The sequence below is a fragment of the Pseudomonas sp. P1_F7 genome, assembly GCF_056405655.1.
The window spans coordinates 24,885-36,982 of the sequence record NZ_JBFUBR010000018.1 but is presented as its reverse complement, the minus strand read 5'-3'; the positions used below and the strand labels follow the sequence as shown (position 1 = coordinate 36,982).

General features: G+C 61.8%; 12 protein-coding genes and 2 pseudogenes. 10 read left to right on the top strand and 4 right to left on the bottom strand.

Translation table 11 applies throughout. The features are described from left to right. Positions 1–177 precede the first annotated feature (177 nt). A pseudogene (locus tag AC1D1M_RS25140) lies at positions 178–1,248 on the bottom strand (methyl-accepting chemotaxis protein); the annotation flags it as partial. Positions 1,249–1,707: 459 nt separating this feature from the next. Between AC1D1M_RS25140 and AC1D1M_RS25135 the strand changes: the two are divergent. The 4 genes and pseudogenes from AC1D1M_RS25135 to AC1D1M_RS25120 all read left to right on the top strand — a co-directional run bounded on the left by AC1D1M_RS25135 (position 1,708) and on the right by AC1D1M_RS25120 (position 5,205). Then, positions 1,708–3,024: a Na+/H+ antiporter family protein gene (locus AC1D1M_RS25135; RefSeq protein ID WP_477777697.1), complete on the top strand. Its 1,317-nt coding sequence runs from the start codon at positions 1,708–1,710 to the stop codon at positions 3,022–3,024. A 76-nt stretch (positions 3,025–3,100) separates the two neighbouring features. After that, positions 3,101–4,066 (top strand): annotated as a pseudogene (locus tag AC1D1M_RS25130) (cache domain-containing protein); the annotation flags it as partial. Between the two features lie 36 nt (positions 4,067–4,102). Further along, positions 4,103–4,924, top strand: a complete 822-nt coding sequence (locus tag AC1D1M_RS25125) for a methyl-accepting chemotaxis protein (protein WP_414928548.1) — start codon at positions 4,103–4,105, stop codon at positions 4,922–4,924. Between the two features lie 119 nt (positions 4,925–5,043). Then, positions 5,044–5,205, top strand: a complete 162-nt coding sequence (locus AC1D1M_RS25120; protein ID WP_007982401.1) for a metallothionein — start codon at positions 5,044–5,046, stop codon at positions 5,203–5,205. Between the two features lie 27 nt (positions 5,206–5,232). Here the strand turns inward: AC1D1M_RS25120 and AC1D1M_RS25115 are convergent, their stop codons facing one another. Together AC1D1M_RS25115 and AC1D1M_RS25110 are read right to left on the bottom strand one after the other, a co-directional pair. Then, on the bottom strand, positions 5,233–5,511 hold the full coding sequence (locus tag AC1D1M_RS25115) for a hypothetical protein (protein ID WP_477777696.1): 279 nt from the start codon (positions 5,509–5,511) through the stop codon (positions 5,233–5,235). A 34-nt stretch (positions 5,512–5,545) separates the two neighbouring features. Then, on the bottom strand, positions 5,546–5,773 hold the full coding sequence (locus tag AC1D1M_RS25110) for a DUF6555 family protein (protein ID WP_057714008.1): 228 nt from the start codon (positions 5,771–5,773) through the stop codon (positions 5,546–5,548). Between the two features lie 146 nt (positions 5,774–5,919). Between AC1D1M_RS25110 and AC1D1M_RS25105 the strand changes: the two genes are divergently transcribed. The 5 genes from AC1D1M_RS25105 (at position 5,920) to mnmH (ending at position 10,197) form a co-directional block, all read left to right on the top strand. Further along, a complete protein-coding gene (locus AC1D1M_RS25105) occupies positions 5,920–6,699 on the top strand; it encodes an AraC family transcriptional regulator (protein WP_477777695.1) in 780 nt (259 codons plus the stop codon). 105 nt (positions 6,700–6,804) lie between these two features. Continuing rightward, positions 6,805–6,978 carry a DUF1427 family protein gene (locus tag AC1D1M_RS25100; protein ID WP_477777694.1) on the top strand — a complete coding sequence of 58 codons (174 nt, stop codon included), beginning with the start codon at positions 6,805–6,807 and terminating at the stop codon, positions 6,976–6,978. Positions 6,979–7,006: 28 nt separating this feature from the next. After that, complete coding sequence (locus tag AC1D1M_RS25095; RefSeq protein ID WP_477777693.1) at positions 7,007–7,963, top strand: quinone oxidoreductase family protein; 957 nt, start codon at positions 7,007–7,009, stop codon at positions 7,961–7,963. Between the two features lie 96 nt (positions 7,964–8,059). Next, entirely contained in the window at positions 8,060–9,094 is a 1,035-nt protein-coding gene (selD, locus tag AC1D1M_RS25090; protein WP_477777692.1) for a selenide, water dikinase SelD, read from the top strand. Next, positions 9,094–10,197 carry a tRNA 2-selenouridine(34) synthase MnmH gene (mnmH, locus tag AC1D1M_RS25085; RefSeq protein WP_477777691.1) on the top strand — a complete coding sequence of 368 codons (1,104 nt, stop codon included), beginning with the start codon at positions 9,094–9,096 and terminating at the stop codon, positions 10,195–10,197. Before selD ends, mnmH begins: the two co-directional genes overlap by 1 nt. A gap of 137 nt (positions 10,198–10,334) precedes the next feature. Here mnmH and AC1D1M_RS25080 read toward each other — a convergent pair whose 3' ends face one another. Then, positions 10,335–11,006 carry a histidine phosphatase family protein gene (locus tag AC1D1M_RS25080; protein WP_477777690.1) on the bottom strand — a complete coding sequence of 224 codons (672 nt, stop codon included), beginning with the start codon at positions 11,004–11,006 and terminating at the stop codon, positions 10,335–10,337. Positions 11,007–11,374: 368 nt separating this feature from the next. Between AC1D1M_RS25080 and AC1D1M_RS25075 the strand changes: the two genes are divergently transcribed. Further along, positions 11,375–12,085 (top strand): glutathione S-transferase family protein, encoded by a 711-nt coding sequence (locus AC1D1M_RS25075; RefSeq protein ID WP_477777689.1) that lies wholly within the window; start codon positions 11,375–11,377, stop codon positions 12,083–12,085. Positions 12,086–12,098 lie beyond the last annotated feature (13 nt).

Here is a 12,098-nt window from a genome sequence, read left to right as displayed (position 1 = left end):
GACGTCCTGGGCGGTGGCACTCATTTCGTGGGAGGCGGTCGCGACCTGGTCCACCTGGCGGTACTGCTGCTCCATGCCCGCGCTGGTCTGGGTGGCGATGGCGGATGACTGGTCCGCCGTACTGCGGGCGTCCTGCACCGAGCGTTTCACTTCGGCAATGATCGGTTGCAGCTTGTCGAGGAAACGGTTGAACCAGCCGGCCAACTGGCCCAGTTCATCCTTCTTGTCGTAGGCCAGTCGGCGGGTCAGGTCACCTTCGCCGCTGGCGATGTCTTCGAGCATGTGCGCTACGCCGAGGATCGGTCTGGTGACGCTGCGGGCCATCAGCCACACCAGCACCAGGCCCAGTAGCGCGGCGAGTCCCCCCAGGCCGAGCTCGACCAGCGTACCGGCGGTGTTGCTGTCATCGAGTTGCTTTTTCAGGGCTTCGGCGGGGCCGACCAGGACTTTCTCCGGCACGTCGAGCAATACGCCCCAGGACTTGCCGCCGGGAATCGGCTGGAACGGTGCCAGCACTTTCAGTTGCTGATTGCTGTGCAGGCTGCCGGTTTTGCTGCTGGCGCCGAGCATGCGCAGCAGTTCGGCACCGCTGGCCTTGTCCACGGCATCCAGGCGCTGGCTGAGTTTGCTTGCGTCCGGGCTGTAGCCGGCGAGCAGGCCGGCCGGGCTGATGATGCTGACGCTGGTCTGGCCGTCGTAGAGCTTCTTGCTTGCGCCCAGGCTGACCGCTTGCAGGCTGTTGAGGTTGATGTCCACCGACAGCGAGGCGATGACCTTGCCGTTGACCATCAGCGGGAAAACGATGCTGGTCATCAGCACGTTCTGACCGTCGATCTCATAGAAGTAGGGCTCGATCACGCACGGCATGAGCGTGGTGCGCGGGCAGGTGAACCAGGCATTGGCCGCTTCGCCGCTGGGGCCGGTGCTGGTGTCGGCCATGTCCTTTTCCGGTAGCGCCATGGACGTTACCTTGCCCGGCGTCGGCTGCGACCAGTACAGGGCGAAACGGCCCTTGTCGTTACTGCCCAGTTCGGCCTGGCCGGCGAACAGTTCATCCTTGCCGTCCAGCCCATTGGGTTCGAACACCAGGGACAGACCGAGCAGGTCCGGGTTGGCTTGCAGGGCCGACTTGACTTGGCGGGTCAGGTCTTCGCGCAGGTCGAAGGCATCGAGAAAGCGCTTCTCGGCCTGGTCACGCAAGAACAGCACCTGCCGGGAGAAGCCGTGGCCGTACTGATAGGCGTCCATGAACTGCTGGCGAATCCCCAGTGCCTGGTTTTCGCCCTGGGACTCGATCCGCGCCTGGGCCGCTTCGGTCAGCATCTCCATGCTCGAGGCTTTCACCAGCCCGGAGCTGTGCTCCATGCGGTACAGCGAAAGACCCACCAGCAGGGTCACTATGCCCGCCAGGCACAGCCCGGCCAGCAGGGTGATTTTCCATTGAATGGAAAGTTGTCTGAGCGACATGGAGACGTCCTTATTCGATAAATATCTGAGACTTTGCACTGTAGCGGCCAAAAGGCAGCCTTCTTGAGCCACAAGCGGCAAGCTTCAAGTGAAAAACGCAAAAGCCTGGCGCTTGAGGCTTGCAGCTTGAAGCGGCTTCATTCAAAGTGCGCGCCCTCTAATAAAACCCATTCCTTTTATCCGCTGGCGGCTCTCGCAGACTGCCGGCCGGACTCTTTTCGCTTGCCCAGAGGTATGACAATGAATGCAGTAATTGCCGCGGTCGGCATCATGCTGGTACTCAGCCTGTCCCGCGTGCATGTGGTGATCGCCCTGATCGTCGGTGCGCTGGTCGGTGGTTTGACCGGTGGCCTGGGGATCGAGGCGACGCTCAAGGCTTTCAACAGCGGCCTCGGTGGCGGGGCGACGGTGGCGTTGTCCTACGCCTTGCTCGGTGCTTTCGCCGTGGCCATTGCCAAGTCCGGCATGGCCCATGCGCTGGCCGACAAGGCCCTGGCGATGGTCGATCGCCAGCATGCCAGCGGCGGTGGCCAGGTCAAATGGCTGCTGATCGGCCTGCTCTGGGTCGTGGCCATCGCCTCGCAGAACGTCCTGCCGATCCATATCGCGTTCATTCCGTTGCTGGTGCCGCCGCTTCTATATGTGCTGACCAAGCTGCAACTGGACCGTCGACTGATCGCCTGCGTAATGACCTTCGGCTTGATCACGCCCTACATGTTCCTGCCGGTGGGCTTCGGCAACATCTTCCTGAATGAGATCCTGCTGGCCAACGTCGCCCGCAGCGGTGTGGACATCAGCGGCATCAACGTGACCCACGCCATGGGCATCCCGGCCCTGGGCATGGTGGCGGGCCTGCTGATCGCGTTTGTCAGCTACCGCAAGAAGCGTGTCTACGATCTGGCGAAGATCGAACAGGTTGAGCAAGTGGCGGTGCAATACAACCCGCTGAGCCTGATGGTGGCCGGTGTGGCCATCGCGGCGGCGTTCATCATTCAGTTGTTGCTGGATTCGATGATTATCGGTGCACTGGTTGGCTTCCTGATTTTCTCGGTGTCGGGCATCGTCAAATGGCGCGACACCGATGACCTGTTCACCGAAGGCATGAAAATGATGGCGATGATCGGTTTCATCATGATCGCAGCCTCCGGGTTTGCCGAAGTGATGAAGGCCACCGGTGAGGTGCAGACGCTGGTCGAGTCGTCGGCGTCCTACATCGATCACAGCAAAGGCATTGGCGCCTTGCTGATGTTGCTGGTGGGGTTGCTGGTGACCATGGGCATCGGCTCGTCGTTCTCCACCGTGCCGATCCTGGCGGCGATCTTCGTGCCGCTGTGCGTGCAACTGGGCTTCAGCCCGTTGGCCATCGTGTGCATCGTCGGCACGGCCGGTGCCCTGGGCGACGCCGGCTCGCCCGCCTCGGACTCGACCCTGGGCCCGACCTCCGGCCTGAACATCGACGGCCAGCACCATCACATCTGGGACACCGTGGTCCCGACCTTCCTGCACTACAACCTGCCGTTGCTGGCGTTTGGCTGGGTTGCGGCGATGGTTCTGTAAGCAATTCCCTTCTGATCACCCTGGATCAAAATGTGGGAGCGAGCTTGCTCGCGATGGCGGTCTGTCAGGCAACTTGATGCTGAATGTGCCGCCGTCATCGCGAGCAAGCTCGTTTCCACAGGGGATCTTCAACGGTCTGACTGACCGCGTTCAACTTTTGGCCCGGCGTGCCGTTAAAGCTTTTAACCACGCCAACAAAATCAAAAGAGTGAACGTCATGCGCATGAGCCTCAAGGCCAAAGTCCTGTCCCTTGCCGTCCTCCCGGTGTTGCTGTTTGCGCTGGTCATTAGCCTGACCACGCTGTTCATTCTTCAGGATCAGGCGCGCAAGGAAGTCGAGCAGACCCGCGAACGCCTGCTCAGCGATGCCAAGGCGACCCTGCAAAGCTACGTGGCCGTGGCCATGACCACGATCAAACCGCTCTACGACGCGGCCGCCCCCGGCGATGAGGCGGCGCGGGCCCAGGTGATCAAGCTGCTGTCGAGCATCAGCTATGGCAAGGACGGCTACTTCTTCGGCTACGACTCCAACACCGTGCGCCTGTTCAAGGCCAACAGCCCCGAAGGCGTGGGCCAGAGCTTCAAGGACAACCGCGACCCGAACGGTGTCTACGTCAACCGCGACCTGGTGAAAGTCGCCAGGGACGGCACGCACTACCTGCAATACAGCTCGCCCTTGCCCGGCAACACCCAGGTGCTGGTGCCCAAGCTCGGTTACACCGAATACCTACCGAAGTGGGACATGGCGGTCGGCACCTCGGTCAACCTCGACGGCATCGAAGCACAAGTGGCCGTGGTCGAAGCCAAGGTCCAGGAGCGCATGCAAGGCATGGTGCTGAGCATCGTCGGCGTGGCGGTCGTGGTGCTGCTGGTGATTGCCGCTGCCGGGATGTTGCTGGCCAATACCATTCTGCGTCCGCTGCATTTGATGAAAGCCAACCTCGACGACATCGCCGCGGGCGAGGGCGACCTGACCCGCCGCCTGACCATCACCAGCCAGGACGAACTCGGCGAACTGGCCGGCTCGTTCAACCGTTTCGTCGACAAGATCCACGGCCTGGTACGGCAGATCACCGAAATGACCTCGCAACTGACCGGGCTGGTGAATCAGGTGTCCGACCAGGCCAACCGTTCGGACCAGGCCATGGAACGCCAGCGTCACGAAACCGATCAGGTGGCCACGGCGATCAACGAAATGTCGGCGGCGGCCCAGGAAGTGGCCAAAAGCGCGCAGAACGCCGCGGTGGCGGCCCAGCAGACCGACGAAGAAGGTCAGGCTGCCAAGCGCGTGGTGGCCGGCAGCATCGAGAAAATCCATGCCCTGGTGGACGACATCCGCAGCAGCGGCGTGTCCCTCGACAGCCTGCAAAAAGACGTGTCGTCGATTGTCAGCGTGCTCGGGGTGATCCGCTCGATTGCCGAGCAGACCAACCTGCTGGCGCTCAACGCCGCCATTGAAGCGGCCCGCGCCGGTGAGGCAGGGCGCGGCTTTGCGGTGGTGGCCGATGAAGTGCGGGCACTGGCCAGCCGCACGCAAATCAGCACCCAGGAAATCCAGGGCATGATCGACCGCTTGCAGGCCGGCACTCAGTCGGCGGTGGAGGCGATGCGTCGCTCCAGCGAGGCCGGCGACGGCACCTCGGCCCAGGCCAACGAGGCGGGGGCTTCGCTGGACACCATGGCCCAGCTGATCGCGACAATCAATTCGATGAACGCACAGATCGCCAGTGCCGCCGAAGAGCAGACCGCCGTGGCCGAAGAGATCAATCGCAGCGTGCATCAGATTGCCGTGGCGGTAGACAACGTCGCCGACGAAACCCAACTTGGCGCTCAGACTTCGCGCAGCCTGGCCGACCTCGGTCAGCGCCTGGGCGGTCTGGTGGGGCAGTTCCGGATCTGATTAAAACATTTGTGGCGAGCGAGCAAGCTCGCKCGCCACAAAAGATCGCAGCCTGCGGCAGCTCCTACACTTACGGTGTGCATCTGAGCACTGGCGACCACACAAGAGGAGTCAGACCCATGATTGATCGTGAAAGTATCTGCGATTGTCCGAAATGTTCCTGCAAACTCGGTGAGCATCCGATTGCCCGTCACGGCAAGCATTACTGCTGTGAAGCCTGCGCCAAACACCATGAGCACGGCGAGGAGTGCGCTTCCCAAGGCTGCAAGTGTGCCCACTGAAAACCACGGCACACGCAAAAGTGGAGCCTAGTCCGGCTCCACTTCCAGCCTGAGGCTGTCATCCTCCAGTCGTTCGCTGTGGCGGACGGTGCCCTGCAAGCGCCGCCCTTCGACCCGCAGCACCAAGGTCTTCGCTTGCTCCAGATCTTCCGGCAGTGGTGCCAGGACGCGTATGGCGAAGCAGAATGGGTCATTTTCGACCTGTTCCAGTCCGATCAGGCACTCGGCGCTTTTGCTGATGCGCCCCACTAGCGTGTCCAGACCGTAGTCCAGCTGCGCAGGGCTGCTGACGGGTGTCGCGGTCATTTTCCTTCTCCCCGATCCTGATGGTTGCCAGAGATTAGTTCGCCGGCCGCCACTTGACGTTTTCCACGCCGAATTTTTCAGCCATCGGCTTGCTGGTCTTTTGCACCTTCTCGCGTCCAAATCGGGGGATTCGCCCCACCCCCGCATCACAGCTCGCCCAATGCCAGGCTTCTGCGTTATCCATTTTTTCCAGTCGGATGATGAATGACTTCGGAGCGCCATGGAGGGTGTACTCAATGACGAATAATTTTGCACTGTTCATAAAGCTCCGGTTCCTCCCTGTTGTACATAGAAGGATCGCGCGCCATCAGGAAAATTCACTCGGTTTGTCGGAAGGCGGCGGTTGCTGGCGACAAGTTCGGTGTCTCGTTACCATGGGGCCTTCCCAAACCCCAATGAACATAGACCATGGCCCTCGCCGCCCCGCCTGACCTGAGTGACACCGATGTGCCCGTGCAACCGCTGGCTCGCACCTATCCGCGCGGGTTGTACATCGAGCCTCACGAGCACGTCTGGGGCCAATTGCTGTATGCGATGAGCGGGGTGATGTGGGTCGAGACGCCGTATGAGGCGCTGGTGGTGCCACCGCAACGGGCGGTGTGGTTGCCGCCCGGCGTGCCCCACGGGATTCGCGTGGTGTCCGACCTGCAAATGCGCAATATCTACTTGCGCCCGTCCCTGGCGGCGACCCTGGATGACAGCGTGCAAGTCATTGAGGTCGGCGGCTTGCTGCGCGAGCTGATCGTCGGTCTGGTGGAGCAGGGCAACGACGGGGCGCCCGAGTATTACGACGCGCTGGTGGGCCTGGCGCTGCTGGAACTCAAGCGGGCCAGGCGTTCGCTGCTGAAAATCCCGCTGCCGGACGATTCCGATCGACGGCTGATGAACCTGTGCCAGGCGGTCATGTCTGCGCCCTCGCTGGAGATTCCGTTCGAACAGCACGCGCAATCGGCCGGTGCCAGCGTGCGGACCCTGGCGCGGCTGTTCAAGGACGGTCTGGGCATGGGCTTCGCCGAGTGGCGGCGTCAGGTGCAACTGGCGACGGCGGTGGCCGGGTTGATCCAGGGCGTACCGGTCAGCGCGATTGCCCGGGAGCTGGGGTATTCGCCGAGCAGCTTCAGTGACATGTTTCGGCGTGAACTGGGCGTTGCCCCTTCGCAGTTTCCTGCGGCGCAACGCCAGGACTGAATTCGTCGAGGCCAGGCTTTGGCCGAAATTCAGAAGCACTTGGCCGATGCTCGCAGGCTACGCCCTCTAGACTCAGCGCATACCTCAATTGCCCCGGAGTCTGCCATGAACTACCTCATGTCACTGGCCATCGGTCTGGGCGTCGGTCTGCTCTACGGCGCCCTGGATTTTCGTTCCCCCGCACCCCCGGCCATCGCGCTGGTGGGCCTGCTCGGTATGCTCGCCGGTGAAAAGCTCTGGCCGATGGGGCGGGGGCTGGTGGCTGGCTGGATCTCCTGAACCCTTCCTTTATTCAATGGACACGCCCATGAAAGCTCTGCAATTCGCCAACACCGGTGATCTCTCGGCCTTGCGCTACGTCGAGGTACCGACCCCCGTGCCCGGCGCCGATGAAGTGCTGGTCGAGATCAAGGCCGCTGGTCTCAACCCCAGCGATGTGAAGAACGTGCTGGGACGTTTTCCCTACACCACCTTGCCGCGGATTCCCGGTCGCGATTTTGCCGGTGTCGTCGTGGCCGGCCCGCAGGCGCTGATCGGCCAGGAAGTCTGGGGCACGGGCAAGGAACTGGGCTTTTTCGCCGACGGTTCCCACGCGCAATTCGTCAAGCTGCCGGCCAACGGCGTGGCGCTCAAACCCACGCATTTGAGCTTCGCCCAGGCCGCCAGCCTTGGCGTGCCGTACACCACGGCGTGGGATGCGCTGGAGCGCAGCCTGGTGACCGCCGAAACACGATTGCTGGTCATCGGTGGCGGGGCGGTCGGCAGTGCCGCGCTGGCCTTGGCCAAGGTGCGCGGTGCCCGGGTGCTGGCGGCCGCGCGGCGTGCAGAGCAGGTCAAGGACTTGCAGGATCAGGGCTATCAGACCCTGCAACTGGATAAACCCGAAGATTTGGGCGCACAGGTCAACGCGGTGTATGCCGGCGGCGCCGACGTGATTTTCGACACCACCGGTTTCTGGCTGCCGGCCTCGGTGCCAGCCCTGGCCGCGTTCGGCCGCATCGCGATCATCGCGGCACCCGTGGACGGTCACGTGCAGTTGCCGGCCCTGGCGTTGTATCGCAAGGGTGGCTCGGTGGTGGGAATCAACTCGCTGCTGTACGGGGTACAGGCCTGTGCGGCGATGCTCGACCAGTTTGGCCGGTTCTTCGATCAGGACCTGTTGCCGTTGCCGCAGGGCTTGTTCGAGTCGCCATTGGCCGAAGGCCTGGAGCGTTATGCCGAAGTGAATCAGGGCAGTGGTGAGAAAGTGATTCTGTTGCCTTGATTCCGCCCCCCGGGAGATGCCGCCCGCGGCATCTCCTGCAAAGAAAAAGGCGCGTTTGCTGTAGGATTAGTTACCTAGACTTTAAGAGGTACCCCTATGAGCGAGCCGATTCGCCTGACCCAATACAGCCACGGCGCCGGTTGCGGTTGCAAGATTTCCCCCCAGGTGCTGGAAGTGATCCTGGCCGGCAGCGGGGCGCAGAACCTCGACCCGAAGCTTTGGGTCGGCAACGCCTCGCGAGATGACGCAGCGGTGTATGCCATCGATGAAGAGCGCGGCGTGGTCTCGACCACCGACTTTTTCATGCCGATCGTCGACGATCCCTTCGATTTCGGCCGAATTGCTGCGACAAATGCCATCAGCGACATCTATGCGATGGGCGGCGATCCGTTGATGGCGATTGCGATTCTGGGCTGGCCGGTGAACGTGCTGGCGCCGGAAATTGCCCGGGAAGTGATACGTGGCGGCCGCTCGGTGTGTGACGCGGCGGGCATTCCGTTGGCAGGCGGGCACTCCATCGACGCGCCAGAACCGATCTTCGGCCTGGCCGTCACCGGTCTGGTGGAAAAACGCCACATGAAGCGCAACGACACCGCCACGGCCGGTTGCCTGCTTTATCTGACCAAACCCCTCGGCATCGGCATCCTTACGACTGCCGAGAAAAAGGGCAAGTTGCGTCATGCCGACATCGGCCTGGCCCGGGACTGGATGTGCACCCTGAACAAACCCGGCAGCCGTTTCGGCAAGCTCGACGGCGTGACCGCGATGACCGATGTCACCGGTTTCGGCCTGCTCGGGCACCTGGTGGAAATGGCCGACGGCAGCCAGCTCACGGCGCGCATTGAATATGACCGCGTACCGCGCCTGCCGGGGGTCGAGTATTACCTGGAACAGGGCTGTGTACCGGGCGGGACTCTGCGCAATTTCGACAGCTACGCCAGCAAGCTCGGACGCCTTCAGGAACTGCACAAACGCGTACTCTGCGACCCGCAGACCAGCGGCGGCCTGCTGATTGCCGTGACGCCTGAAGGCAACGAGCAATTCCTCTCGGTGGCCGCCGAACTGGGCCTGAGCCTGGAACCGATCGGTGAACTGGTCGAGCGACAGAGCAACGCGGTCGAGGTGTTTTGATGTTCGCCGACTGCACTGATTACCGCGACATCTTCCTCAACGACCGGCCCATGATGGACGCCCGCGCGCCGGTCGAATTCAACAAGGGCGCGTTTCCCGGTGTGATCAACCTGCCGTTGATGAATGACCATGAACGCCAGCGGGTCGGCACCTGCTACAAGCAGCAAGGCCAGCAAGCGGCCATCGTGCTGGGGCATCAACTGGTGTCGGGCGCGGTCAAGGCCGAACGCATCCAGGCCTGGGCTGATTTTGCCCGGGCGCATCCGGATGGCTTGCTGTATTGCTTCCGCGGCGGCCTGCGCTCGCAGATTGTCCAGCAATGGCTCAAGGACGAGGCCGGCATCGACTACCCACGGGTGGGCGGCGGCTACAAGGCCATGCGCACCTTCCTGCTGGACACCCTCGATCAAGCCGTGACCCAGTGCGATTTCGTCCTGCTGGGCGGGATGACCGGCACCGGCAAAACCGAGGTGCTCACGCAACTGGGCAACAGCGTGGACCTTGAAGGTCATGCCAACCACCGCGGTTCCAGTTTCGGCAAGCGTGCCACCGGACAGCCTTCCAACATCGACTTCGAAAACCGCCTGGCGGTGGACGTACTGAAGAAGCGTGCCCGGGGCATCGAGCAGTTCGTATTGGAAGACGAAAGCCGCGCGGTGGGCAGTTGTGCGCTGCCGTTGCCGCTGTATCAGGGCATGCAGCAGTTTCCGATGGTCTGGCTGGAAGACAGCCTGGAAGGGCGGGTCGAGCGGATCCTGCGCGATTACGTGGTGGATCTGTGCGCCGAATTCATCGACGTGCATGGCGATGACGGCTTTGCATTGTTTTGCGAACGCTTGCTGGCAAGCCTGAACAATGTGCAGAAACGCCTGGGTGGCGAGCGTCATCGGCGCATGCTGGTTTTGATGGAGGATGCGTTGGCCGAGCAGGCCCGCAGTGGCGCGGTGGATCTGCACCGGGGCTGGATCGAAGGGTTGCTGTGCGAGTATTACGATCCGATGTACGCGTTCCAGCGCGAGAAGAAAGACGCACGGATTGAGTTTGCCGGGGAGCGGGGAGCGGTTCTCGAGTATCTGCGCGAGCGGGTGAATCAGAAGGGTTGAGGGTGCTTTTGCCGGCCTCATCGCGAGCAAGCTCGCTCCCACAGTAGATCTTCAGTGAACACAGATATTGTGTACGACGCAGATCCAATGTGGGAGCGAGCTTGCTCGCGATGGGGCCGGATCAGGCATGACAGGTATCAGGTCGGGCAGGTTTCAGCACCGTTATCCAGGCCTTGCTTGTACACATGGCTCTGCAAGCTGGCCTTGCCGTTATGCCAGGTCAGGGTGAGCACATACAGCGAGTCATAATCGCTGGATTCCCAATCTTCTGTGATGGTCATTTTCTTGCCGGTGGCGTCGCCGGCCACCGTGTTGATCAGCTCCGGCAGGTAGCCGTGTGACCAGGCGGTGTAGATGACCGAGTTGTGATACTTGCCCTGGAGCAGTTCTTCGGCCAGGTCACTGGTGTCATTGGCGGAAAAATTGATGTTCACCGGCAGGCCCAGCTTGATGGCGCTGGGGCTGATGGTCATCAGTGGGCGGATGTAGCTGTAGGAGTTGTCGAGCTCGCCTTCCTCGACGTTACGGGTCGGGTTCGCCGCAAACACATAGTTGGCCTTGCCGAACTTTTCCGGCAGCAGCGTGGCCAGGTCGATGGCGCGGTTCAGTCCCTGGCAATTGAGCTGGCCCAGGCCGCCGGCGGGTTTTTCCCCGTGGCGCAGGAAGACCAGCGTCTGGGTGCCATCCATCGGTTGGGCGCGACTCAGGCCGGGCTCCAGCGACAGGAACAACGCGCTGACCACCAAGAGGGCGGGTAACAAAAGGTAGGCGCGATGTTTAAAGCGTTTGGCAAAATTGAACAGATTCATGAATAAAAGGTTCTTCAGCGCAATTCGGTTAAGGCTGACAAACCTTTACACCTCGATTGTCCTGCGTCGGGTGTTTTCCATGTCGTTGAAGCCGGTCCGTTTTCAAAGGAGTGGTGCTCAGAGTCCCCTGAACCCGTTTGGTTCGATTCCGGCCGAATGCGCGGCAATGTACCGGTAACCTTCACGGGTTTGCAGCGAAGGTTATCGACAGGATGTTGCACAATTGTGGACACACTACACCCAATGGCATTGAAACGGTCGTGAACTCTATTGATCTCGCCTATCAGTGAGATCAATGGCTTCAAGGGATCGCTGAGCCGATATCTGCATTATGATCGTCACTCTCAATGTCTTCGTGGATCCCGCCCATGACCGATTTGTCCGCATTCCCCATCACCCGCAAATGGCCTGCCCAATACCCGGAGTGGATTCAGCTGTACTCCTTGCCGACCCCCAACGGCGTCAAGGTCTCGATCATGCTCGAAGAGATCGGCCTGCCGTATGAGCCTCACCGGGTAGGCTTCGACACCAACGACCAGATGTCCCCGGAATTTCTCTCCCTCAATCCCAACAACAAGATTCCGGCGATCCTCGACCCCCACGGTCCGGACGACCGGCCGCTGGCGCTGTTCGAGTCGGGGGCGATCCTGATCTACCTGGCCGACAAGAGCGGGCAACTGCTGGCCCAGGAGTCGGCAGCGCGCTACGAAACCATTCAGTGGCTGATGTTCCAGATGGGCGGCATTGGTCCGATGTTCGGCCAGCTCGGGTTTTTCAACAAGTTCGCCGGCAAGGACTACGAAGACAAGCGTCCCCGTGACCGCTACGTCGAGGAGAGCAGACGCCTGCTCAAGGTGCTCGACGGCCGGCTGCAAGGGCGCGACTGGATCATGGGCGAGCGCTACACCATCGCCGACATCGCCACCTTCCCGTGGGTGCGTAACCTGATCGGTTTCTACGAGGCTGGCGATCTGGTGGGCATTCAGAACTTCCCTAACGTCACGCGGGTGCTGGAACGATTCCTGGCGCGGCCGGCGGTGGTGCGCGGGTTGCAGATTCCGAGCCCGGTCGCGAGCTGATATACCGCCGCTC